This is a genomic window from Hydrogenophaga sp. (assembly GCF_030373225.1).
GTDB lineage: Bacteria > Pseudomonadota > Gammaproteobacteria > Burkholderiales > Burkholderiaceae_C > Hydrogenophaga.
This window is the reverse complement of sequence record NZ_JAUCZG010000006.1, coordinates 119,500-142,737: the sequence shown is the minus strand read 5'-3', so window position 1 is coordinate 142,737 and position 23,238 is coordinate 119,500. Positions and strand designations below refer to the sequence as shown.

At 67.6% G+C, this 23,238-nt stretch carries 26 protein-coding genes; 14 read left to right on the top strand and 12 right to left on the bottom strand.

What is annotated here, in order from left to right; genetic code table 11:
- The first annotated feature begins 36 nt into the window (after positions 1–36).
- Positions 37–1,137: an ATP-binding protein gene (locus QUV35_RS05680; protein WP_300871513.1), complete on the top strand. Its 1,101-nt coding sequence runs from the start codon at positions 37–39 to the stop codon at positions 1,135–1,137.
- Here QUV35_RS05680 and QUV35_RS05675 read toward each other — a convergent pair.
- The 4 genes from QUV35_RS05675 to QUV35_RS05660 form a co-directional block, all read right to left on the bottom strand.
- On the bottom strand, positions 1,068–1,685 hold the full coding sequence (locus QUV35_RS05675) for a hypothetical protein (RefSeq protein WP_300871511.1): 618 nt from the start codon (positions 1,683–1,685) through the stop codon (positions 1,068–1,070). The genes QUV35_RS05680 and QUV35_RS05675 overlap by 70 nt on opposite strands.
- A 419-nt stretch (positions 1,686–2,104) precedes the next feature.
- On the bottom strand, positions 2,105–2,449 hold the full coding sequence (locus QUV35_RS05670; RefSeq protein ID WP_300871510.1) for a DNA-binding protein: 345 nt from the start codon (positions 2,447–2,449) through the stop codon (positions 2,105–2,107).
- Positions 2,430–2,726 (bottom strand): DUF6516 family protein, encoded by a 297-nt coding sequence (locus QUV35_RS05665; protein ID WP_300871508.1) that lies wholly within the window; start codon positions 2,724–2,726, stop codon positions 2,430–2,432. The genes QUV35_RS05670 and QUV35_RS05665 overlap by 20 nt, the downstream gene beginning before the upstream one ends.
- 67 nt (positions 2,727–2,793) lie before the next feature.
- Positions 2,794–3,582 (bottom strand): M48 family metalloprotease, encoded by a 789-nt coding sequence (locus QUV35_RS05660; protein ID WP_300871506.1) that lies wholly within the window; start codon positions 3,580–3,582, stop codon positions 2,794–2,796.
- 142 nt (positions 3,583–3,724) lie between these two features.
- Here QUV35_RS05660 and QUV35_RS05655 point away from each other — a divergent pair, with 142 nt between their 5' ends.
- From QUV35_RS05655 to QUV35_RS05630, 6 genes are all read left to right on the top strand, one after another.
- Positions 3,725–4,210 carry an Lrp/AsnC family transcriptional regulator gene (locus tag QUV35_RS05655; protein WP_300871505.1) on the top strand — a complete coding sequence of 162 codons (486 nt, stop codon included), beginning with the start codon at positions 3,725–3,727 and terminating at the stop codon, positions 4,208–4,210.
- A 370-nt stretch (positions 4,211–4,580) separates the two neighbouring features.
- Positions 4,581–5,666, top strand: coding sequence for a TRAP transporter substrate-binding protein (dctP, locus tag QUV35_RS05650; RefSeq protein WP_300871503.1), 1,086 nt, complete (start codon positions 4,581–4,583; stop codon positions 5,664–5,666).
- Positions 5,667–5,681: 15 nt separating this feature from the next.
- Positions 5,682–6,218, top strand: a complete 537-nt coding sequence (locus QUV35_RS05645; protein ID WP_300871502.1) for a TRAP transporter small permease subunit — start codon at positions 5,682–5,684, stop codon at positions 6,216–6,218.
- A 1-nt stretch (position 6,219) separates the two neighbouring features.
- Complete coding sequence (locus QUV35_RS05640; RefSeq protein WP_300871501.1) at positions 6,220–7,536, top strand: TRAP transporter large permease subunit; 1,317 nt, start codon at positions 6,220–6,222, stop codon at positions 7,534–7,536.
- A 5-nt stretch (positions 7,537–7,541) separates the two neighbouring features.
- The gene (locus QUV35_RS05635) at positions 7,542–8,378 is read left to right on the top strand and encodes a sulfite exporter TauE/SafE family protein (RefSeq protein ID WP_300871500.1); all 837 of its coding nucleotides are present in this window, start codon (positions 7,542–7,544) and stop codon (positions 8,376–8,378) included.
- Between the two features lie 25 nt (positions 8,379–8,403).
- Positions 8,404–9,990 (top strand): gamma-glutamyltransferase family protein, encoded by a 1,587-nt coding sequence (locus tag QUV35_RS05630; protein ID WP_300871498.1) that lies wholly within the window; start codon positions 8,404–8,406, stop codon positions 9,988–9,990.
- 61 nt (positions 9,991–10,051) lie between these two features.
- On the opposite strand, the gene QUV35_RS05625 is transcribed toward QUV35_RS05630, so the two are convergent.
- From QUV35_RS05625 to QUV35_RS05610, 4 genes are all read right to left on the bottom strand, one after another.
- Positions 10,052–10,798 carry a GDSL-type esterase/lipase family protein gene (locus QUV35_RS05625; protein ID WP_300871497.1) on the bottom strand — a complete coding sequence of 249 codons (747 nt, stop codon included), beginning with the start codon at positions 10,796–10,798 and terminating at the stop codon, positions 10,052–10,054.
- Positions 10,799–10,867: 69 nt separating this feature from the next.
- Positions 10,868–11,455 carry a hypothetical protein gene (locus QUV35_RS05620; protein WP_300871495.1) on the bottom strand — a complete coding sequence of 196 codons (588 nt, stop codon included), beginning with the start codon at positions 11,453–11,455 and terminating at the stop codon, positions 10,868–10,870.
- Between the two features lie 97 nt (positions 11,456–11,552).
- On the bottom strand, positions 11,553–12,824 hold the full coding sequence (locus QUV35_RS05615; protein ID WP_300871494.1) for a cytochrome c: 1,272 nt from the start codon (positions 12,822–12,824) through the stop codon (positions 11,553–11,555).
- A 2-nt stretch (positions 12,825–12,826) separates the two neighbouring features.
- A complete protein-coding gene (locus QUV35_RS05610; RefSeq protein WP_300871493.1) occupies positions 12,827–13,543 on the bottom strand; it encodes a cytochrome c4 in 717 nt (238 codons plus the stop codon).
- A 134-nt stretch (positions 13,544–13,677) separates the two neighbouring features.
- On the opposite strand from QUV35_RS05610, the gene QUV35_RS05605 reads away from it, so the two are divergent.
- The 6 genes from QUV35_RS05605 (at position 13,678) to QUV35_RS05580 (ending at position 19,098) form a co-directional block, all read left to right on the top strand.
- On the top strand, positions 13,678–13,905 hold the full coding sequence (locus QUV35_RS05605; protein WP_300871492.1) for a cysteine-rich CWC family protein: 228 nt from the start codon (positions 13,678–13,680) through the stop codon (positions 13,903–13,905).
- A complete protein-coding gene (locus tag QUV35_RS05600; RefSeq protein WP_300871491.1) occupies positions 13,898–15,379 on the top strand; it encodes an MFS transporter in 1,482 nt (493 codons plus the stop codon). The genes QUV35_RS05605 and QUV35_RS05600 overlap by 8 nt, the downstream gene beginning before the upstream one ends.
- A gap of 109 nt (positions 15,380–15,488) precedes the next feature.
- Entirely contained in the window at positions 15,489–16,253 is a 765-nt protein-coding gene (locus QUV35_RS05595; protein WP_300871489.1) for a class II glutamine amidotransferase, read from the top strand.
- Between the two features lie 99 nt (positions 16,254–16,352).
- A complete protein-coding gene (locus QUV35_RS05590) occupies positions 16,353–17,378 on the top strand; it encodes an ABC transporter substrate-binding protein (RefSeq protein WP_300871488.1) in 1,026 nt (341 codons plus the stop codon).
- Between the two features lies 1 nt (position 17,379).
- Entirely contained in the window at positions 17,380–18,267 is an 888-nt protein-coding gene (locus QUV35_RS05585; RefSeq protein ID WP_300871486.1) for an ABC transporter ATP-binding protein, read from the top strand.
- A gap of 3 nt (positions 18,268–18,270) precedes the next feature.
- Positions 18,271–19,098: an ABC transporter permease gene (locus tag QUV35_RS05580; protein WP_300871485.1), complete on the top strand. Its 828-nt coding sequence runs from the start codon at positions 18,271–18,273 to the stop codon at positions 19,096–19,098.
- A 105-nt stretch (positions 19,099–19,203) separates the two neighbouring features.
- Here the strand turns inward: QUV35_RS05580 and QUV35_RS05575 are convergent, their stop codons facing one another.
- A complete protein-coding gene (locus QUV35_RS05575; RefSeq protein WP_300871483.1) occupies positions 19,204–20,145 on the bottom strand; it encodes an alpha/beta fold hydrolase in 942 nt (313 codons plus the stop codon).
- Between the two features lie 137 nt (positions 20,146–20,282).
- Between QUV35_RS05575 and QUV35_RS05570 the strand changes: the two genes are divergently transcribed.
- On the top strand, positions 20,283–20,615 hold the full coding sequence (locus QUV35_RS05570; RefSeq protein WP_300871481.1) for an SMR family transporter: 333 nt from the start codon (positions 20,283–20,285) through the stop codon (positions 20,613–20,615).
- Between the two features lie 22 nt (positions 20,616–20,637).
- Here QUV35_RS05570 and QUV35_RS05565 read toward each other — a convergent pair whose 3' ends face one another.
- Genes QUV35_RS05565 through QUV35_RS05555 form a run of 3 tightly spaced genes read right to left on the bottom strand, consistent with a single transcriptional unit; the run spans position 20,638 to position 23,101 of the window.
- Entirely contained in the window at positions 20,638–20,976 is a 339-nt protein-coding gene (locus QUV35_RS05565) for a VF530 family protein (protein ID WP_300871480.1), read from the bottom strand.
- Positions 20,973–21,917, bottom strand: a complete 945-nt coding sequence (gene gshB, locus QUV35_RS05560) for a glutathione synthase (RefSeq protein ID WP_300871478.1) — start codon at positions 21,915–21,917, stop codon at positions 20,973–20,975. The genes QUV35_RS05565 and gshB overlap by 4 nt, the downstream gene beginning before the upstream one ends.
- On the bottom strand, positions 21,914–23,101 hold the full coding sequence (locus QUV35_RS05555; protein ID WP_300871477.1) for a benzoate/H(+) symporter BenE family transporter: 1,188 nt from the start codon (positions 23,099–23,101) through the stop codon (positions 21,914–21,916). Before QUV35_RS05555 ends, gshB begins: the two co-directional genes overlap by 4 nt.
- Between the last annotated feature and the right edge of the window lie 137 nt (positions 23,102–23,238).

The following is a 23,238-nucleotide window of genomic DNA, read 5'->3' as shown; positions in this document are numbered from 1 at the left end:
TCGACGAACTGGCCCACATGCCTGCCGTTCGTTGCCATGCTCGGGCCCAGGCAGGTGGGCAAGACCACGCTGGCGCTGGAAGTGGCACGGCAGCGGCCCAGCCTCTATCTGGACCTGGAGTCTGAACGCGACCGCGCGCGATTGGGTGAGCCTGAGCTGTACCTGTCGCAGCACCAGGACAAGCTGGTCATCGTTGACGAAGTGCACCGCACGCCTGCGCTGTTTCCCGTGCTGCGCGGTTTGATCGACCAGGCCCGCCGCGACGGGCGACGCCAGGGGCTGTACCTGCTTCTGGGCTCGGCCTCGCTGAACCTGCTGCAGCAATCGGGCGAAACACTGGCGGGTCGCATCGCCTACCTGGAACTCGGCCCACTGAACGCCCGCGAAACCGGCGAAGGCACGACCGACATGCTGTGGCTGCGCGGTGGTTTTCCCGACAGCTTCACCGCGCCCGACGACACACGCAGCCTGCGCTGGCGGCAGAACTTCATCCGCACCTACCTGGAACGGGACATCCCGCAACTGGGCCCGCGCATCGCCGCCGAGACCCTGCGGCGCTTCTGGACCATGCTGGCCCACCAGCAAGGCGGCCTGCTCAACCTTGCCCAGCTCGCGCGCAACCTCGGCGTGGACGCAAAAACCGCCCACAGCTACATCGACCTGCTCTGCGACCTGCTGCTGGTGCGCCGCCTGCAGCCCTGGCACGCCAACGTGGGCAAACGACTGGTCAAGTCACCCAAGGTCTATGTGCGCGACAGTGGGCTGGTGCATGCGCTGCTCGACATCGGCTCCATGGAAACGCTGCTGTCGCACCCGGTGGTGGGCGCCAGTTGGGAGGGCATGGTGGTGGAGAACCTGTTGACCAGCGCGCCCGCGGGGGTGCAGGGCCACTTCTACCGCACCAGCGGCGGCGCCGAGATCGACTTGCTTCTCAGCCAGCCCGACGGAACGCTCTGGGCCGTGGAAGTCAAACGCAGCCTGAGCCCGAAGGTCGAGCGCGGCTTTCACTCGGCCTGCGAAGACCTGCGGCCGCAGCACAAGGTGGTGGTGTATCCGGGCAGCGAGGTCTATCCGATGGGGCAGGGCATTGAAGCGATGCCGCTGGAAGAACTCTGCCAGCGTCTTGCGCAGGATTGACGAAGGCCCAACGACTGGAGCTGCAAGGGCCCCTGCCCCAGCGTGGCAAGAATGCGGTTCTTCAACCGCTCCTGGGTGTCTTGCAGTTTGTCGGGTGTCCAGAAAGTGCAGTTGTACTGGCGAACATCGAAATGCAAATCATCGCCCTCACGACACATGAAGATCACTGGCAACCCCAACCCGTGCGCGAAGCCGGCTTCGTAGTAAACGCCACCGCGATTGCCAGTGAAGTCTGAGACAACGAATCCCGCAGCACGGATAGACGCCATGATTTCGTCGTCGATTTTTCCGTTGTGCTGTTTCGAGTCGATGCGCAGCGGTTCATATCCAGAAGCACGAATGGCTGGTTCAATGACGTCACTCCATAGCGACTGAACTTCGGGGCTGAACCACATCGCACAGAAGCCAATCGCCGAAGCTTGGCTTCTACGGCCCTCCAGATAAAGGAGCCCCTTGGGACTCACCTGATAGCTCCGGTTGTCCTCACTGACGAGATGCTCCAGTTCATTGCACAGCACTTCCATCACCATGAACAGCATCTCTTCCACCGTTCTATTCCAGCCGATGGGGACGAGCGGGCTGGCGATCAATGAGCCCCCAAGCACTACCAAGCCAGGAGGACTGTCGTATATCTTCTACTTACCGAGTTCATCCAGAGAGAAGCTTGTACCGGGAGGGTATGCACCGACGATCCAGCGAAGCATGCGATCTGCGCGGTGCGTCAACGAAGGCGCAGCACTCTCCAATGCCCGCTCTAAGTCAGAAGACACGACAATCGACGGGGCGTACTCGCGAACCCATGCCGAAAGCTTCCAGCGGTTTTGGTCTGCCACAGAGCGCAGCGAGGCAACAGCACTTCTCGAAACAACAATGTCACCGCATTGGAAGCAGGCAACGGTCAACGCGTCTCGAGTTGGATGACTGCTCTCAGTTGACTCATCGCTCAGGCAGATCGGGCACCCCACAGTCACGCCGCCTTCAGCATGAAGTCCACATGCACCGCGTCATACGGAAACTCGATCTTGCCGTCATCGGTCTTGTCAAGCACGCCACAGGCCAGCAGCGCCTGCACATCGCTGTGCACGGCCTTCACATCCCGTTCGACGCGCCGCGCAGCTTCGCGGATGGTGACGGGGCCGGCGCCGCTCAGGGCCTGGATCAGATCGAACCGTTTTCCCCCGAGTGTTCGCATGAGCGCCTGTGGCGACGAAAAGCTGTACCGAGGTCCGACCGACTTGCCTGTCTGCATGGCACGCGCAGCGTCGGCCAGCGAATCGGTCAGCGAACGCACGTCAATCGTCAGCGTGGTCATGGTTGTACCTCTGGATGTCTTCAAAGAAATCGGCCATCAATTGCGTCGGGCTCGTGAAGCGGTAGCTGATCTCCTCGCGACCCCAGTGCCGGTGATCACCCTTGCCAGCCTCGTTGTCGTACCGCAGCACACATGCGCCAAGGACAACGTATGCAAGGCGGTACTTGAACTTGTGCTGGCTACCCAGCAGTGGTTGCGGCAGCTCCCACACGACCAGTTCGGCGAAAGCGCTCTCGCCAACTTCGACCCGCTGTCTGACCAGCAACTTGGCTCCCATGCGGGGAAGTTTGGCCTGCCAATCACTTGTTGTCAATATCTCCAACAGTCCGTGACGGCCATCGCCATCAAGGTTCAGAGAGCTTCTGCGGGATCAGGCCAGATCCCTGCGCTTTCACCGCATCCACCGCCGCCTGCGCCTTCTCCAGCCGCACACGCAGCTCCGGGTGCGTGGTGCCCATCAACAGGTTCAGGGCCGACGGGGTGGTGCCGTGGATCTTGGCCAGCACGCTCACCATGGCTTGTGGTTGACGGCCCACCGCGCGCAGCAGTTCGATGGCGCGCACATCGGCGGCGTGCTCCTGCGCGTGCAGTTGCTGCTGCGCCTGGCGGGCCAGGGTCGAGCGGGGGTTGAACATCTCGAGTGCCATGCGGTCGCGGGCCTCTTCAAAGCGCATGGCGGGCTGCCCCAGGCGCTGCAGGTTGGCGCAGGCTTCCACCAACGAGTCGCGCTCCTCGATGTGCGCGAGCTCGTGCGCCATGACCGCGGCCAGTTCGTCGTCCGACAGGGCTTCCCTGGCACTCCACATGGCGCTGGTGAGGATGATCATGCCGTGGTCGGCTGCGTAGGCGTTGAGCTCGGCGTCCTGGTAGGCCAGCAGGTGCACGGCCGGCCCCTGGCGCAGCCGGCTTGACGCTTCCACCAGGCTGGCGAGCATGTGGCGCAGCCGTTGCGGGGCCGCCACCACGTCAAAGCGCTCCATCAGCTCGGTGATCTGGATTTCATCGAGCACACGCAGCTCGTGGGCGCGGGCGGGATCCTGCACGCAGGCGGTGCGGGCCACCGCTGCGGAAGCGACCAGCAACCCCGCCAGGGCGAGGGAGGCCAGCTGAAAAAAACGAACCATACTGTTCATACCGTTTCCTCAGAGCGGTTGTACGCCTGTGTGCAGGTGATGAACAGGGCATGGGCGCAGTGGGGGCATGCAGGCGACGGACGGCAGGGCATGCCCGCAGACCACCGAAGCCACTGGCCCGCCAGTTGCTTGAGGCTGCGGCATGACCCAGAACCCACCCTCCCAGGCGGCCGACATCGCGCTCAGCAAGCTCGACACCGCCCTGCTCAACATCCTGGTGAAGGACGGCCGGGCCTCGTTTGCCGACATCGCACGCCAGCTCGGCATTTCGCGGGCGCATGCGCGCGCCAAGGTGCAGGGGCTGCAGGCCAGCGGCGTGATCGAGCTGTTCGCCGCCGTGATCAACCCCGAGAAGCTGGGGCAGGTGAACTCGACCTTTCTCGACATCGTGGTCGCGCCGGCGGCCATCGAGCGCATTGCGCAAGAGCTCGCCGACTGCGCCGAGGTGGTGAGCCTCTACATCATGAGCGACCTCAAAAGCCTGCACGTGCATGCGCTCACGCAGAGCCCCGAGAGCTTCGAGGCCTTCGTGCACCGCCACATCTTCAACCGGCCGGAGATCCTCTCAGTGGACTGCAAGACCCTGCTCACGCGCGTGAAGAACCGCCGCGGCGGCGCGCGCCTCTGACCGATCCGGCCCTCACGCCCGCTTTGGTGCGCGCGCACCAAAGCGGGCCTGGCTACCGTTTGTGCCCAGGGGACGCCTCCGGTTGCCGCCGTGGTTTCCATGCGCAGCCCCAGCCGGCAGATCGGATGACAAACGGCACCGAAACGCCAGGTCACTGAACAATCGGCACCGGGCACCGCTCATCCCCCTCGCCGCCACATGCACCATTTCGGAAGCATGCCAACCAAAACGGCGACGAGACCAATCAAATCAACGACTTGGAACCGAATTTCACATGGCATGGGCCTTGCGAAGTGGGAAGCACGCCGCCTTACAAACGGCAGCCTTTCCCTCCCCGCCCGACCCCTCAACCCCTCACAGGAGTGCCGCCATGTCCCTGATCCGCCGCCAGTTCCTCACCCGCGCCGCCGTTGCCGGCAGCGTGCTCGGTGCCCCCGTCATTGCCAACGCGCAGTCGGCCCGCTTCAACTGGAAGATGACCAGCGCCTACGGCAAGGGCTCGCCCTTCTACATGGACGGTCCGGGCAGCGCCACCGATCTGGCCAAACGCATCCGCGAGATGTCGGACGGCCGCCTGAACATCCAGGTGTTCGGCGCCGGTGAACTGATCCCCGCGTTCGAAGGCTTCGACGCCGTGCGCGCCGGCACGGTCGAGATGAACCACGCCAACGCCTACTTCTGGACCGGCAAGACCGCCGCTGCGCAGTACTTCACCGCCGTGCCTTTCGGCATGAACTTCCAGGGCATGAACGGCTGGCTGTACGACGGCGGCGGCATCGACCTGTGGAACGAGGTCTATGCGCCCTTCGGCATGGTCGCCCTGCCCTGCGGCAACACCGGCGTGCAGATGACCGGCTGGTTCAAGAAGGAGATCAAGACCGTGGCCGACTTGAAGGGCCTGAAGATGCGCATCCCCGGCCTGGCCGGCAAGGTCTACGCCAACCTCGGCGTGGACGTGAAGGTGCTGCCGGGCGGCGAAATCTTCCCCGCGCTGGAGCGCGGCGTGATCGACGCGGCCGAGTTCGTCGGCCCGTTCCAGGACCGTCGCCTGGGCCTGCAGAAGGCTGCCAAGTACTACTACACCACCGGCTGGCACGAGTCGTCCACGGTGTCGGAGCTGCTGATCAACAAGGCCGCCTGGGACAAGCTGCCCGCCGACCTCAAGGCCATCGTGACCAACGCCTCGGCCGCCTGCAACGTGATCAGCGAAGGCTGGTGCCAGAAGGCCAACTCCGAAGCCATGGACGACCTGGTGAAGAACCAGGGCGTGATCGCGCGTCCGCTGCCCGACGACGTCATCAAGGCGCTGAAGGTGGAGACCGACAAGGTGCTGGCCGAAGCCATCAAGGACCCGCTGACGAAAAAGGTGCACGACTCCTACTTCGCCTTCAAGGCCAAGTACGACCGCTGGACCGAGGTGAGCGAAGAGGCTTACCACCTCAAGGTTCGCGGCTGATCGGGGCACAGCGTCATGCTCAAGGCACTGCGGCCGCTGGCCGCTTTCATCGAGGGCGTCATCGACCGCATCGGCGGGCTCACCGCCTGGATCGCGCTGGTCATGATCGGCCTGGTCGCCACCAACGTGCTCCTGCGCTACGCATTCAGCCTCGGCTCGGTGTGGGCGCAGGAACTTGAATGGCACCTGCTGGCCGCCCTCATCCTCCTGGGCATGAGCCACGCGCTGCAGCGCGGCGAGAACGTGCGCGTCGATCTGTTCTACGCGCGCTACTCCCCGCTGGGCAAGCGGGTGGTCGACGTGGTCTCGGCGCTGCTGCTGATCACCGTGAGCCTGCTGTTCATCTGGTTGTCGCTGGGTTACGTGGAGCAGTCGCGATCGATCAGCGAGGCCTCGCCAGACCCCGGCGGCATTCCGTTGCGCTGGCTGGTCAAGTCGCTGATTCCGCTGGGCTACGGTCTGCTGGTGCTGCAGCAGCTCGCGCAGCTGCTGCGCCTGCTGGACGCGCCCCTGGCACCCCCGTCCTCCACCGGGGAGTCGGCCCGTGTTTGAAATGTCGACTTACGCCATCTTCATGCTGGTGGGCTTCTTCGCCATGCTGATGATCGGCATCCCGGTGGCCATCAGCCTGGCGGTCACCGGCTTCGTGTTCGGCTGGCTGGGTTTCGGCGAGGTGCTGTTCAACCTGCTGCCCGCGCGTTTCTACGGCATCGTCAGCGGCTACCAGTGGATGGCCATTCCGCTGTTTGTCTTCATGGGCGTGATGCTGGAGAAGTCGCGCCTGGCCGACGACCTGCTCGACGTCATGGGTCACATCGCGGGCAATGTGAAGGGCGGCATGGCCGTGGGCATCGTGCTGTTCGGCGTGCTGATGGGGGCCACCACCGGCATCGTGGGCGCGACCATCATCACGCTGGGCCTGCTCACCCTGCCCACCCTGATCCGGCGCGGCTATGACAAGAGCGTGGCCTGCGGCGTGATCTGTGCATCGGGCACGCTGGGCCAGATCATCCCGCCCAGCCTCATCCTGATCCTGCTGTCCGACATCATGCAGCTCTCGGTGGGCACGCTGTTCGCGGCCGCCGTGGGTCCGGGCATGCTGCTCGCCGGCGTGTACATCGCCTACCTGCTCGTCATGGGCTGGCTGCGACCCGGCTCCATGCCGCCGATTCCGGTGGCCGAGCGCGACGCGGTCTCGCGACGTCAGCTCTGGGTGCGGTTCTTCAAGGTGCTCGTGCCCCCGGTCATGCTGGTGGTGGCGGTGCTCGGCTCCATCGTCGGCGGCATCGCCGCCCCCACCGAAGCGGCCAGCATGGGCGCCGTGGGCGCGGTGATCATCACGGTGCTGTCGGGCCGCTTCAGCTGGGCCACGCTCAAGGCCACCGCGCTGGACACCAGCAAGATCACCGCCATCATGATGTTCATCCTCATGACCGCGCAGGTGTTCGCACTGTCGTTCCGCGGCCTGCAGGGCGAGGAGTTGATCGCCGGCATGTTCGAAGCCCTGCCGGGCGGGGTGAACACCGCGGTCTGGTTCATGATGCTCATCATTTTCGTGCTCGGCTTCTTCGTCGAGTGGATCGAGATCAGCTACATCGCGGTGCCGCTGTTCCTGCCCATCCTCATCAACCTCGGTGTGGACCCGGTCTGGCTGGCCATGCTCATCACCATGAACCTGCAGTCGAGCTTTCTCACCCCGCCCTTTGGCTGGGCGCTGTTCTACCTGAAGGGCGTGGCACCGCCCGAGGTGAACATCAAGGACATCTACAAGGGCGTGGTGCCCTTCATCGGGCTGCAGTTCATCGCACTGGTGCTGCTGTTCCTGTACCCGCAGATCGCGCTGTGGTTGCCCAAGGCGATCGGCTGGTAAGCGCCATGGAACTCTTCACGAATCACAGCACCGCCTGGCTGCTGGGGCTGGCGCTGGCCCTGCTCGCCACCGGCCTGGTGGCGGGCGTGCTGGCCGGCCTGCTGGGCGTGGGCGGCGGCATCGTCATCGTGCCGGTGCTCTACCACCTGTTCACACTGCTGGGCATCGACGAGTCGGTGCGGATGCATGTCACCGTGGGCACGTCGCTGGCGACCATCATCCCCACCTCCATCATGTCCAGCCGGGCCCACCGCAAACGCGGCAGCCTGGATGTGGCGCTGTTGAAGAAGCTCATGCCCGGCGTGGTGGTGGGCGTGATCGCCGGTTCGATCGCCAGCGGCTTCCTCAGCGGCCAGGTGCTCACCGCTGTGTTTGCCAGTGTGGCGCTGGTGGTCGCGCTGAACATGGCGTTCAAGCGCGACGGCTTTGCGCTGGCCGACGGCCTGCCGGGCCCCCTGGGCAGCACCCTGCTCGGCAGCGGCATCGGAGGCGTGTCCACGCTCATGGGCATTGGCGGCGGCACGCTCAGCGTGCCCATCCTCAATGCCTTGCGTGTGCCCATGCACACGGCTGTGGGCACCGGCGCCATGCTGGGCACCGTGATCAGCATTCCCGGCGCGATCGCCTTCGTCCTCAACGGGCTGGACGTGCCGCTGCGCCCCCCCTTGAGCGTGGGCTACGTGAACCTGCTGGGTTTTGCACTGATCGTGCCGGCCACGCTCGCCACCACCGGCTGGGGTGCGAAACTCGCACACTCGATCGACGCCCGGCGGCTGCGACAGGTGTTCGCGGTGTTTCTCACACTGACGGCCGCGCGCATGTTCTACGGATTGCTGACCTGACCTCACAACACACAGGAGACCCCGGATGATTCACACCCTCACCGCCCTGGGCGGCATGTTTGTCGCGCCGCACCACCTGGCCGCGCAGGCCGGGCGCGATGTGCTGCGCGATGGCGGCAATGCGGTCGAGGCCATGGTGGCCGCGGCCGCCGCCATTGCCGTGGTCTACCCGCACATGAACGCCATCGGCGGCGACGGTTTCTGGCTCATCCACGAACCGGGCAAGGAGCCGGTGGCCATCAGCGCCTGTGGCCCGGCCGCCGCGCTGGCCGACCTGGACTTCTACGCCGGGCACGAGGCCATTCCCGCGCGCGGCCCCAAGGCTGCGCTCACCGTGGCCGGCACCATCGGCGGCTGGTCCAGGGCGCTCGAAGTGGCCGCCGCGTGGGGGCCCGCCCTGCCCTTGCCGCGCCTGCTGGCCGACGGCATTCGCCATGCCCGCAACGGCATTGCCGTGACCGAAAGCCAGGCCGCGCTCACCCGCGAAAAGTTCGAGGGCCTGAAAGACGCGCCCGGTTTCGCCCAGACGCACCTGGTCGACGGGCAGCCGCCGGCCGTGGGCCACATCCTCAAGCAGCCCACGCTGGGCCGCACGCTTGAACAGCTGGCCGAACGCGGGCTGGACGATTTCTACCGCGGAGAACTGGCCGCCCGCATCGGTGCCGAACTGGAGCGGGTGGGCAGCCCGCTGCGCACCGGCGACCTCGCGGCCTACCAGGCGCAGTTCGTCGAGCCGCTCTCGGTGCGCCTGAACGACAGCACCGTGTACAACCTGCCGCCGCCCACGCAGGGCCTCTCGGCGCTGATGATCCTGGGCCTGTTCGAGCGCCTGGGCGTGACCGAGGGTGAAGGTTTCGCCCACGTGCACGGCCTGGTGGAAGCGACCAAACGCGCCTTTCGCGTGCGCGAGCGCGTGGTGACCGATCCGCAGCGCCTGCCGGCCGACCCGAAGTCCTTCCTGAAGCCCGCTGCGCTGAGCGAACTGGCCGCCGACATCGACCGCGACAAGGCGCTGCCCTGGCCCGACCTGGCCGCGCCCGGCGACACCATCTGGATGGGTTGCATCGACGCGCAGGGCCGCGCGGTGAGCTTCATCCAGAGCGTCTACTGGGAATTCGGCTCGGGCGTGGTGCTGCAGGACACCGGCATCGTCTGGCAGAACCGGGGCACGAGTTTTTCGCTCGATCCGAAGGCACTCAACGTGCTCAAGCCGGGCCACCGACCCTTTCACACCCTCAACCCGGCATTGGCCCTGTTCGACGACGGCCGCGTGATGCCCTACGGCACCATGGGCGGCGAGGGTCAGCCACAGACGCAGGCGGCGGTCTTCACGCGCTACGCCCGCTTTGGTCAGGGCCTTCAGCAGGCCGTGACCGCGCCGCGCTGGCTGCTCGGGCGCACCTGGGGCGGCGTGACCACCTCGCTCAAACTGGAGAGCCGCTTCGAGCCGGCACTGATCGACGCGCTCAAGGCCGCCGGCCACGAGGTGGAGGTGTTCGACGCCGCCTTCAGCGACACCATGGGCCACGCCGGCGCCCTGGTGCGCCACCCGAACGGGGTGATCGAGGGAGCGGCCGACCCGCGCAGCGACGGCGTGGTGGCGGGCGTCTGACCCCGGGGCGCAGCCCCGATCAGGGCCGCGGCGGGCCGGCTTCTCCGTCGGTTTTCCGTCTTCACCGCGCCCGGGCCTGCTCGAGGACGTCGGCCCAGCCGCTTTGGGCCAGCAACTCGTCGCGCCACAGCCGGTAGCCCGCGTCGCTGGGGTGCAGCCCGTCCACCGCGTGCAGCCCCGGCGTTTGCACGAACGGGTCTTCGGACCGTTCCTTGAAGAGGTTCACCACCACGGCACCATGGCGCTCGGCCGACTCGCGCACGAAGCCGTGCAGGCGGCGCGAGCGGCTCGTCATGAACTGCGAGGCCGGCGCGAAGAAAAACGGCGCATTGCCGACATTGCCTGCAGGCATGAGCACCACGCGGTCGGATCTCTCGCGCGCCAGCTCGGTGACACGGTGAATGTCGGCGCGCACGTCTTCGTCGCTGCGCAGGCGGATCACATCGTTGCCGCCCGCCTGCACCAGCACCAGGTCGTGGCGCTGCGCGCCCTCGAACTGGCGCACGACGTCGGCAAAGGTCGCGCCGTCGCGCGCACGGTTGTCGATGCGCAGGCGCGGATAGGCGCGACCCAGCAGACCCGCCAGACTGGCCTCGGGGGAGCTCGCCCCGGTGCCCACGCCGGTGCTGTCGCCCACGATCAGCAGGCTCAGGGTCGCGTTCACCGGGCTTTGCCGGTAAGGCGTGCTCTGGCGTGCCAGTTCGGCCGCCTGGCCGATGCGCCAGGCGGCGCAGCCGGTGGCGAACAGCATGGCCACCGCGGCGACGGTGGCCAGCACGGGCAGAACGGTCCAGTGGCGAGGAGTCATCGCCGCAGTCTAGGGGCTGCCCCCGAGGCCTGCAGGGCCCGGCCCCAAAGCCCACCCGGGCGCAGCGGGTCAGCGTGCGAGCTGCTGGCCCCAACCCTGCAACGGCCCCAGGGGCTTGCGCTGAACGTCGACCTCGCGGATGGTGGGCTGGCCACCCATGAGCTTGTAGACCAGGGTGTCGTCGACGAACACCAGCAGCACCTCGACGCTCCAGCCGGTGGTGACGGTTTCGCGGCGGAAGTCGAGCGAATCGACCCAGAAGTTGCCGACCCGCTGGCGCGCCAGTTTTTTCACCGAGATGGCGTAGCCGCTGCAGCGCTGGCCCGCCTGCAGGCAGGCGTTCACGCCGGCATCCACATGGTCCGGACGGCTCTGCACCACCGCCGTGAAACGCTGCAGCACATCGGCGAAATGCAGCACCGTGATGCCGGGACCCCGGCGCGGATCGAGGCCCTGGCGGTGCACCTCGTCGCGGCGGGCCTCGAAGGGCTTGAGCGTGTCCAGCGCGCGCTCGGCATCGTCGTAGCTGGTCCAGCCCGACGTGACGTCGGTTCGGGAGGTGGGCAACAGCGAAGTGCAGCCGCCCAGCAGGCCCAGCGCGGCACCGAGCAACAGGGCGGTGACACGGCGCGGCAGGAACGGGCGGGGTGATGGCATGTCGGTGGGTGGCGTCGCCCGCCGCGGGTGCGGCAGGCCCGCCCACTGTAGCGGCGGCGAGGCCGCCCGCCAATGATCCTGGTCAAGGACCACGGCCTCAACGCATGCGCTGCACCGCCAGACCGGACACGGCGCCCGCGCGGTTGCCCCAGGACTGGCGCAGGTAGGTGGCCACCGCAGCCACCTCCTCGTCGTTGAGCAGCGTGCGGTAGGGCGGCATGCCATAGGGCCGCGGGTGGGCCGCGGTGGCGGGTGCGAAACCACCGCCGAGGATCGCCTGCACGACGTTGTGGGGCGTGTCCTGCGTGACGGCGCGGTTGCCGGCCAGCCGCGGGTAGACACCGGCGCTGCCTTCGCCGCTGTCGCCGTGGCATTGCGCGCACTGCTGGGCATACAGCTGCTCGCCGCGCACGATCTGCTGCGGGTCGGCCGCCTCCACCGTCGCCGGCGGCGTCTCGTGCGGCGGCAGCGCCTGGAGAAACACCGCCATGGCACGCAGGTCGGCATCGCTCAGGTGCTGGGTACCGTGCAGCACCACCTCGGCCATCGGCCCCATCACCGACGCGCCGTCGGCCACGCCGGCCTTGAGCAGGGCGACCACCTGCGACGTGTCCCAGTGGGCCACGCCGCCTTCGCGGGCCGACCGCAGCGAGGGTGCGACCCAGTCCTGCGCGGGCATCAGGCCACCGCGAAAGGCCTGCGCCGGGCTGCTGCCGCCCAGCGGGTCGCGCTCGGCGTGGCAGGCGGCGCAATGCGCCAGACCCCGCGTGAGGTAGGCACCCCGGTTCCACTCGGCGCTTTGTTCGGGCGCCGGCTCGAAGGAGGCCGGCTCGAAATACAGCGCACGCCACACCGCCAGCGCGACTGGCGTGTTGTAGGGAAACCGCAGCCCGTGTGGCCGGTTGGGCTGCTCCACCGCCGGCTGGCTCTGCAGGAAGGCGTACAGCGCGTCGCTGTCCTCGCGCGTGACGAGCGTGGTGCTGGTGTAGGGAAAGGCGGGGTAGAGCAGCCGGCCGTCTTTCGACTGCCCGTGGTGCATGGCGCGCCAGAAATCGGCCGCGCTCCATTGCCCGATGCCGGTGGCTTTGTGCGGCGTGAGGTTGGTCGAGAGCACCGCACCGAACGGGGTGGGCACGGCGCGTCCGCCCGCATACGCCGCACCGCCACGGTCGGTGTGGCAGGCCATGCAGTTGCCGGCACGGGCCAGGTAGGCCCCGCGCTCCACCAGCCCCGGGGTGATGGCCAGCGGGACACCCGCGCCTTCGAGCGGTGCGCCGCGCAGTTGCAGCAGCACCACCAGCGCCAGCGCGCCCAGGCCGGCCAGCAACACCAGCAGGCTCAGGCGCAGGGGAGTGAGGCGACGGGCCATGCTCAACCCTCGCTGCCGCAGCGCAGCGGCAGCGGCACGGCGGTGGCTGGCGCGGGGCGGGTGTTCACCGGCAGGGGCTGCACGGCCAGCCAGCCCGCCACCGCGCTCACGTCGCCACCACTCAGGCGCCGGGCCACGTGGGCCATGCAGTCGGGCGCACTGGCACGGCGCAACCCGGTCTGCCAGCCCCCCAGCTGGGCAATGAGGTAGTCGCGCGGCAGGCCGAGCAGGCCCGGGATCGCCGGGTTGACGCCGGTCAGCGCCTGGCCATGGCAGGTCACGCAGGCGGGCAGATCGCGCGCAGGGTCGCCGCGCAAGGCCAGGGTCTCGCCGCGCTGGAGAACGGTCGCTGGCGCGTCACTGGCCGGCGGCGCCGGATACGGCAGGTCCAGGCTGGCAAAGTGCGCCGCGATCTCGCGCAGGTAATCGTCGCTGAGCGAATCCAGCAACGACGACATGCCCTCGTTGTGACGGCGCCCGGCGCGAAAGTGCACCAGCTGGTTGTAGAGGTAACCGGCGGGTTTGCCCGCGATGCGCGGAAAGTAGCCCGAGCGGGTGGCACGACCCTGCTCGCCGTGGCAGACGGTGCAGGCCAGCATGCGCTGGGCCATGGTGTCGGGCACGCCGGGGCCGGCAGGGCCGGCGGCCACAGCAGCCCAGGCGGGCAGGAGCAGCGCCATCAGGAGGGCGGTGCGGCGGAAAAGCGCGGACTTGGGCATGGGGAAGTGGTGCGATCGGCGCCCTCGCGCCGGACTGCCGGGACCATGGCAGACACCATGACGAACGGGAAGGCATTGAAACTACCATAGCCTTCAGCCACCGCCCTTGCGGCGCGCCAGTACCCCCAACGCCCATGACCGCCTCCACCCCCGAGACCGACCCCTCGCGCTGCCCGCTGTGCGGCGAGCCCAACCGCTGCGCGATGGAGATCGAGCGCGAGACCGGCCAGCCGCAGGGCCCCTGCTGGTGTGTGGGCGCCACCTTCAGCGCCGAACTGCTGGGCAGCGTGCCCGCCGCGTCCGCCGGCCTGGCCTGCATCTGCGCACGCTGTGCGGCCGCCGCAGCGGGCCCGCATGGCTGAGCCGGACGACCACACACTGCCGGCGCTGCGCGCGCGTTACGGCGAACGCTACCGCTGGCTGCTGTTGCTCTCGGTCATGGTGGGCACCATGGCCTCGATCATGTCGTCCACCATCATCAACGTGGCCATTCCCGACCTGAGCCAGCATTTCGTGCTCGGCCAGGAGCGCGCCCAGTGGGCCACCTCGGGTTTCATGGCGGCGATGACGGTCTCGATGCTGACCACGCCCTGGCTGCTCGCGCGCTACGGCTACCGCAGCACCTACGCGGGCTGCATGTGGCTGTTGCTGGTGGGCGGCGTGGCCGGTGGTCTTGCCGACTCGTTCGCGCTCGTGCTCGCTGCTCGCGTGGCCGAGGGCCTGGCCGCCGGGGTGGTGCAGCCGATCCCGGCCATCATCATCCTGCGCGCCTTCGAGCCGCACGAGCAGGGACGCGCCAGCGGCATCTTCGGCATGGGCGTGGTGCTCGCGCCGGCGCTGGGCCCGAGCATCGGCGGCCTGCTGGTGGACGGTTTCGGCTGGCGCTCGATCTTCTTCATGGTGGTGCCGTTCTGCCTGGCCTCGCTGTGGCTGGCACGGCGCTATGTGCCCACGACCTCACCCGGTGGTCTCGCGGCCAACCGCCAGGGCGCCGGCCTGGACTGGCGCGGGCTCTTGCTGGCCGCGGCAGGAACGCTGTGCCTGCTCAACGGGCTGGTGCAGCTGCAGGGCGGCACCGTGCTGGGCGCGGGCCTGCTGCTCGGTGGGGCGGCGCTGCTGCTGGTGGCCTTTGTGGTGCTGCAGCGGCGCACGCTCAAGCGCCGCCTGCGCCACCCCGGGCAGGGCGTGGACCCGCTGATGAACCTCTCCTTGTTCAAGGACCGGCGCTTCGCCATGGGCAGCATCGTGGCCTTCATCTACGGCATTGCGCTGTTCGGCTCCACCTACCTGCTGCCGGTCTACATGCAGATGGGCCTGGGCCTGTCGGCGTCGTCCGTGGGCACCATCCTGCTGCCGGCCGGCCTGGTGCTGGCGGTGAGCATCGCCGTGGTCGGGCGGCTGGCCGACCGGCAGCCCACGCACCGGCTGGTGAGCATCGGCCTGGTGCTGCTGGCCGCCTCGTTCGCACTCATGGTCACCATCGACCTGAGCCGCCCGGCGCAGATCATTCCCCTGCTGATCACCTGGGCCATCCTGGGCCGCATCGGCCTGGGCTTCATCCTGCCTTCGCTCAACATCGGCGCCATGCGCGGACTCGATCGCAGCCACATACCGCAAGGCGCCAGCGTCATCAACTTCCTGCGCATGCTCGGCGGCGCGGCCGGCGTGAGCCTGTGCGGCATCGTGCTGGAGTGGCGCGTGGCCGCGCACGGCGCCCTGCTCGACACCGGCACCACCAGCCCGGCCCGCATGGCGGCGTTTGACGAAACGTTTCTGATGCTGGCGGCGATCTGTGCAGTGGCTGTGGTGGCGGCGCTCAAGCTGCGCGAGCGCTGAGACGCCCATCAGCAAAACACGATTCGCCGCCGGGCCGCCCCAAGGCGAATCAGCCCCCCCGGGGGGCAGCGACCCGCGCAGCGGCGGAGCGTGGGGGCAAAATACCTCGATGTGTCAGCTTCTCGGCCTCAACTGCGCCACCCCCACCGACGCGTCTTTCAGTTTCACCGGCTTCTGCCAGCGCGGTGGCAACACCGACCACCACGCCGACGGCTGGGGCATCGCGTTCTTTGAAGGCAAGGGCCTGCGCCTGTTCGTCGACCATGCAAGTGCGGCGCAGTCGCCCATGGCGAGCTTCCTGCAGGGCTACCCGCTCAAGAGCCGCAACATCATTGCCCACGTGCGCAAGGCCACCATCGGCGAGGTGTCGCTGGAGAACGCCCATCCGTTTGTGCGCGAGCTCTGGGGCCGGCAATGGGTGTTCGCACACAACGGCGACCTCAAGGACTACTTTCCGAACCTGCACAGCCACTTCCGTCCGGTGGGCACCACCGACAGCGAGCGCGCGTTCTGCTGGCTGATGCAGGAGCTCGCCAAATCGCACGCGGGCCTGCCCAGCGTGGAAGAGCTCACCCTCACGCTGCGCGAACTGTTGCCCGGGGTGCGACGCTTCGGCAGCTTCAACTTCCTGCTCTCCAACGGCGAGGCGCTGTGGGCGCACTGCAGCACCCGGCTGCACTGGCTGGTGCGCCAGCATCCGTTCGCCCAGGCCACGCTGATGGACCAGGACTGGACGGTGAACTTCGCCGACCTCAACCAGCCCGGCGACCGCGCCGCGGTGGTGGTGACCACGCCGCTGACCAGCAACGAGCAGTGGACATCCTTCGCCCCCGACGAGCTCAAGGTGTTCGTGGACGGCCTGCCACTGCCGTGATTCCACGGATGGCGCCGGGTACTCCCCCGGGCTAACATGCACCGGCACGGGCACCTTGCGCAGCCCGTTGTTCACCCCCTCAATGAAGGAGACAAACCCATGCAAAGAAGACACCTCGTGGCCGGCGGCATCGTCGCGGCTGTGCTGCCCCCGTTCGCGGTCGCCCAGTCGATCGAAAAGCCCAAGGTCACGATCGCGGTGGGCGGCAAGAACCTGCTGTACTACCTGCCGCTGACCATCGCCGAGCAGCTCGGTTACTTCAAGGACGAGGGGCTGGATGTGACCATCGCCGACTTCGCCGGCGGCTCGCGCGCACTGGCCGCGGTGGTGGGTGGCAGTGCCGACGTCGTCTCGGGCGCCTTCGAGCACACGGTCAACATGCAGTTCAAGGGCCAGCCGATGCGCGCCTTCGTGCTGCAGGGCCTGGCGCCGCAGATCGTGCTGGGCATCAACCCCAAGACCATGGCCGGCTACAAAACGATCGCCGACCTCAAGGGCAAGAAGATCGGCGTGACCGCGCCGGGCAGTTCGACCAACGTGATGGTCAATTTCGTGCTGGCCAAGGCGGGTCTCAAGCCCGGCGACGTGAGCATCGTCGGCGTTGGCGCGGGCAATGGTGCGGTGGCGGCCATGCGCTCGGGTCAGATCGACGCGATGAGCAACCTCGACCCCGTGGTCACGCTGTTGCAGCGCTCGGGCGACATGAAGATCATCTCGGACACGCGCATCGTCGCCGAGTCGGAAAAGGTGTTCGGTGGCCCCATGCCGGCGGGCTGCCTGTACGCGCCCCAACCCTTCCTGGACAAAAACCCCAACACCGTGCAAGCCCTGACCAACGCCATGGTGCGCGCGAACAAATGGATTCAGAGCGCTGGCGCGGCCGACATCATCAAGACGGTGCCCGAGGGTTTTCTGCTGGGTGATCGCGCGGTCTACATCGACGCCTTCATGGCTGCCAAGGGCGCGCTCTCGCCCGACGGCAGCTTTCCGGTCAAGGGCGCGGACACGGCCTTCCGCGCGCTGGCCAGCGTGGACGAGAAGCTGGCTGCGGCCAGGCTCGACCTGAACGCGGTCTACACCAACGCCTTCGTCCAGAAAGCGAACGCCAAATACCCGAAAGGTTGAAGTGACCAGTCCAGCGATCGATCTGCAGGATGTCTCCTGCACGTTCATCAGCAAGGACGACCCCGGTCAGCGCTACACCGCCGTGCGCGATGTGACACTGACCGTGGGCGCTGGTGAATTCGTCAGCGTGGTGGGGCCGACCGGCTGCGGCAAGAGCACACTGCTCAACGTCGCAGCGGGCCTGCTTTCCCCGAGCACCGGCACGGTGAGCGTGTTCGGCCAGCCGCTGACCGGCATCAACACGCGAGCGGGCTACATGTTCCAGACCGAAAGCCTGATGCCCTGGCGCACGGCGCTGGGCAATGTGATGGCGGGCCTGTCGTTCCGTGGCGCGTCCGAGGCGGACGCCCGCGCGCAGGCCGAAGACTGGCTGCGCCGCGTGGGCCTGGGCGGCTTCGGCGATCGCTACCCGCACCAGATGAGCGGCGGCATGCGCAAGCGCGCGAGCCTCGCGCAGACGCTGGTTCTCGACCCCGACATCATCCTGATGGACGAACCGTTCTCCGCGCTCGACATCCAGACACGGCAACTGATGGAGAACGAGGTGCTGGACCTCTGGGCCGCCGGCAGCGGGCGCCGGGCCGCCCCAAGCCCGGTGCACTCCCCCTCGGGGGGACAGCGCGAAGCGCAAGGGGGCAACGGCCGCAAGGCCGTCTTGTTCATCACGCACGACCTGGACGAGGCCATCGCGATGAGTGACCGGGTCGTGGTGCTCAGCGCCGGCCCGGCCAGCCACCCCATCGGTGAGTTCGTGATCGACATTCCCCGCCCCCGCGATGTGGCCGAAATCAAGACCACGGCCCGCTTCATCGAACTGCACGCGGCCATCTGGGCCGTGATGCGCGAAGAGGTGCTCAAGGGCTACCAGCAACAACTCAAGGTGGCCTGAGCCATGTGGAATTTCATCAAACCGCGTCCCGGGAACTTGCGCGTGTGGCAGGTCGGTCTGCTGGTGGCGCTCATTGTGTTCTGGTACGCCATGACCACGCCCGGCCTGTTGCCGAACTTCATGTTCGAGAACGATCGCCAGGCCTCTTTCTTCTTCGGTGAACCGCTGCGCGTGGCCGAGCGCATCTGGGTCTGGTTCGTCACCGACGCCGACATCTACAGGCACCTGGGCGTCACCCTCACCGAAACCGTGCTGGCCTTTGCCATTGGCGCGCTCGGTGGTCTGGGCGGCGGCCTGTGGCTGGCACTCTCGCCCATGGCCTCGGCCATCCTGGAGCCCTACATCAAGGCCATGAACTCGATGCCGCGCATCATCCTGGCGCCCATCTTCGCGGTGTGGTTCGGGCTGGGCATCGCGAGCAAGGTGGCGCTGGGTGTCACGCTGGTGTTCTTCATCGTGTTCTTCAACGTCTACCAGGGCGTGAAGGAAGTGAGCCCGGTCATCCTCGCCAACGCGCGCATGCTGGGCGCGAGCCAGAAGCAGCTGCTGCGCCATGTGTACCTGCCCAGCGCCACCAGCTGGGTGTTCAGCTCGCTGCACACCTCGGTGGGCCTGGCCTTCGTGGGTGCGGTGGTGGGCGAGTACCTCGGTTCGAGCCAGGGTGTGGGCTACCTGATTCTGCAGGCCGAGGGCAGCTTCGACATCAACACCGTCATGGCCGGCATCGTGGTGCTCACCGGTTTTGCGCTGACGCTCGATGCGATGGTGGGCAAGATCGAGAAACGGCTGATGAAGTGGCAACCGAAGTCGGGCGAGACGGAAAAGTTGTGACGCAGCGCGCGGCGTGACGTTCATGCCTGGTGCCATCTGAAGGCGGGGAACGGGTGCGCGGTCCCCGGTCCGGGCGACTGTTCACAGGCGGCATGGGCCGCCCTTTCACTGCCCGAGAAACGCCTGCACCGCCGCCACGGTGCGAGCGGGGTCCTCCTCGTGGGGAACATGGCCCAGGCCTTCGAACACCTGCACCTGGCTGCCCTGGATGTCGCGGGCAAAGTGCTGCGCCTGCGACGGCGGGATCAGACGGTCTTGCGCGCCCCACAGCACCAGCGTGGGTTGCCTGATTTGCGCGATCTGCGCGGTGAACGCTTCGTTGCCGGCCTGCAGACGGGCGCGCAGCGCCTCGCGGTTGCCTTCACGCAAGCTCAGTTCAAGGTAGCGGTCGATCAGCGCCGGCGTGACCTTGTCGGGGTCGGCATACACATTGCGCACGCTCGATGCGACCAGCCCCCGGGGCAGCACGTTGCGCAGCAGGGGCGCGAGTGCCGGCATGCTCGCCAGCCGAAAACCCAGGGGAATGGACTGCGCCGCCATCGGGTAGCCGGCCGCATCCACCAGCACCAGCTTGCCGACGCGGGCCGGGTGGTCCACGGCGGTTTTCCAGGCCACCGCCCCACCCAGGGAGTTGCCTGCCAGCACGGCCTGCTGCACGCCCAGTTGGTCCATCACCTGCACGATGAAGCGCGCATAAGCGGGCAGGCTGTAGTCTCCGTCGGGTGATGGCCCGGTGAGTCCGAACCCAGGCAGGTCGACGCGGATCACGCGATGCTGCCCTGCGAGGGCCTCGACCCAGCCGTCCCAGGTGTGCAGGCTGGCGGAGGTGCCGTGCACCAGCACGATGGGCAGCGGGTCGTCACGCGGACCCTCATCGCGAAGGTGCACGTCCATGCCCGCGATCGGAACGAACTGCGAGGGCGCGGGAGCCCAGCGGGCCTTGAGCGACGCCACCGGGCGATCGGGCGCCCAGTTCGTCGCCACCCAGACACCCGCCAGGCCCAGCAGTGCCAGCACCGCCAGGCCGAAAAACTTCCGTATCCGCATCGGTTTCCTCCTGCCCACCGAGGGCGCGTCCGGGCATTCTGCCCACTCAGGCGTTGGCAGCGGACAGACAACCGATGCCTTGCTGTGGCAGAGTCTGCCTTCTTCAGACAACTTTGAACCCCAGGGGAGACCACCGATTGAACGCCTGGATGATGCTGGGACTGGCCATCGTGGCCGAGGTGATCGGCACCACCGCCTTGAAGGCGAGCGAGGGCTTCACGCGACTCGTGCCGTCACTGATCGTCGTGGTGGGCTATGGCGTGGCGTTCTACTGCCTGTCGGTGGTGCTCAAAAGCGTGCCGGTGGGTGTTGCCTACGCGGTCTGGTCGGGCCTGGGCATCGTGCTGATCACCGCCGTGGCCTGGCTGCTCTACGGGCAGCGCATCGACGCCGCTGGCCTGCTCGGCATGGGCCTGATCATTGCCGGCGTGGTGGTGCTCAACGTGTTTTCCAGGGCCACGGTGCACTGAGCACCGCCGGCCGCAGTGCCCTTCAGCCCCGGCCGGCGCGGCGCTCTTCGCGCAGCATGAAGAGGTACAGCCCCTCGACCTTTTCGCGGGCCCACGGTGTCTTGCGCAGAAACCGCAGGCTCGAACCCACGCTGGGGTCCAGGTTGAAACAGCGCACCGGAATGCGCCGGCCGAGTTCTTCCCAGCCGTAGTGGTCGGCCAGCGCGGTGACGATGGCCTCCAGCGTCAGGCCGTGCAGCGGGTTGCGAGGCTGACCATCAGAGCCCCCACGCTGCGCCGCTTCGCGGGTCGCTGCCCCCAGAGGGGGCTCGCCTTGCCTGGGGCGGCCCGGCGCTGCGGCTTCCTCGTCTTCTTCGCTCATGCCATCGCCGCTTCCAGCGCATCGACGAACATCGCCGGCACATCGAAGCCGGTCTGCTGCAGGATTTCCTGGAAACAGGTCGGGCTGGTCACGTTGATCTCGGTCACCTTGTCGCCGATCATGTCCAGCCCCACCAGCAGCAGGCCGCGCGCAGCGAGGATGGGCGCGACCACTTCGGCGATCGCGCGGTCGGTATCGCTCAGCGGCTGGGCCACGCCCTTGCCACCGACCGCGAGATTGCCGCGCAGCTCGGTGCCTTGAGGAATGCGCGCGAGCACGAAGGGTGCGACCTTGCCGCCGATGAGCAGCAGGCGTTTGTCGCCTTCCACGATGGCTGGCAGGTAGGCCTGCACCATCACGCTGGTGGCGCCGCCCTGGTTGAGCGTTTCGGTGATGGAGCCCAGGTTCATGCCGTCGGGACCGACGCGAAAGATGCCCATGCCCCCCATGCCGTCCAGCGGCTTGAGGATGATGTCCTTGTGTTCGGCGTGGAAGTGGCGGATCGCTTCGGGCGAGCGCGTGACCAGGGTCGGCGGCGCGAACCGGGCGAACTCCATGAGCGCGAGCTTTTCCGGGTGGTCGCGCAGCGCCCGCGGGCTGTTGAACACCCTGGCGCCCTCGCGCTCGGCCTGCTCCAGCAGGTGCGTGGCATAAAAGAACTCGCTGTCGAACGGTGGGTCCTTGCGCATGAGCACCGCGTCGAACGTGTGCAAAGCCTCGCGGCCCTGGTGCAGCACGCGGTACCAGTCATCGGCAGCGCCGGTGAGCTCGATGCGGCGCACCAGCGCGCTCACGGGCTGGCCGGTCTGCCATTGCAGATGCTGCGGCTCGCAGGCGGCCAGGCTGTGGCCACGTTTCTGCAGCTCGCGCATCATGGCGAAGGTGGTGTCTTTGTAGGTCTTGAAGGTGACCAGCGGGTCGGCGACAACGAGGATGTTCATGGCTTGCTTTTCTGACGAAGGCCGTACTGTTGCACAAACAGCGCCAGGGCGCCGGCCACCACGCCCCAGAAGGCCGAACCGATGCCGGCAATCACCACACCACTGAGCGTGACCAGAAACGTGATCAGCGCGGCTTCGCGGTGGGTGTCGTCCTTCAGAGCCACATTCAGGCCGCCACCGATGCTGCCCAGCAAGGCGATGCCGGCGATGGCCAGCACCAGCTCGCGCGGGAACGCGATCAACAGCCCGGTGACGGCCGCACCGAACAGGCCGATGAGCACATAGATGGCGCCGCAGGTGACGGCGGCGGTGTATCGCTTCTTCGGGTCGGGGTGGGCTTCTTCTCCCATGCAGATGGCCGCCGTGATGGCACTGAGGTTGAGCGCGAACGCGCCGAAGGGCGCGAGCAGCAGCGTGACCACGCCGGTGAGCGTGATGATTTTCGAGATCGGCATGCTGTAGCCCGCTGCGCGGATGGCCGCCACACCCGGCAGGTTCTGCGAGGCCATGGTGACCACGAACAAGGGCAGCGCCAGGCTGGTGAGGGCGGCCAGCGTGAACACCGGCGCGGTGAAGACCGGCATGGCCAGCGCCAGCGTGAGCGAACCGGCGTTGAACTGGCCGCGCAGCACCACGAAGGCCACGGACACCACCAGCGTGATCACCACCGCATAGCGCGGCGCCAGTCGCCGCCCGAGCAGGTAGGCCAGCAGCATCAGCACCACCAGCACCAGTGCGGTTTGCGCAGCAGCAAAGGCCTGCAGGCCAAAGCGCGCCAGCACGCCGGCCAGCAAGGCGGCGGCCATCGCCATCGGGATCCGGTTCATCACGCGCTCGAACCAGCCGGTGACGCCCACCAGCGTGATGAGTGCGCCGCAGACCATGAAGGCGCCGATGGCTTCGGCCATGGAGAAGCCCCCGGCGATGCCCGCCGTGGCCAGCACCGCCGCACCCGGTGTGCTCCAGGCGACCATGACGGGCTGCTTGAGGATGAGCGAGGGAATGGCCGAGGCCAGACCCATGCCCAGCCCGAGCGCCCACATCCACGAGGTGATCTGCGCCGGCGTGGCGCCAAACGCCTGCGCCGCCTGGAACACGATGGCCACCGAACTGGTGAAGCCCACCAGCACCGCGACGAAGCCGGCGGTGGCTGCAGAGAGTTTCACATCACGGAGAAAGGCCATGGAGCGATTGTCCATGCCGCTCGGAACGACAACCCCCTCCCGTTCGCCCTGAACCTGTCGAGGGGCATGCCGGGGTGTTGGCGAGGGCTTCGACAGGCTCAGCCAGAACGGAGGGTGGGCGTGGGGGTAGCCACCCG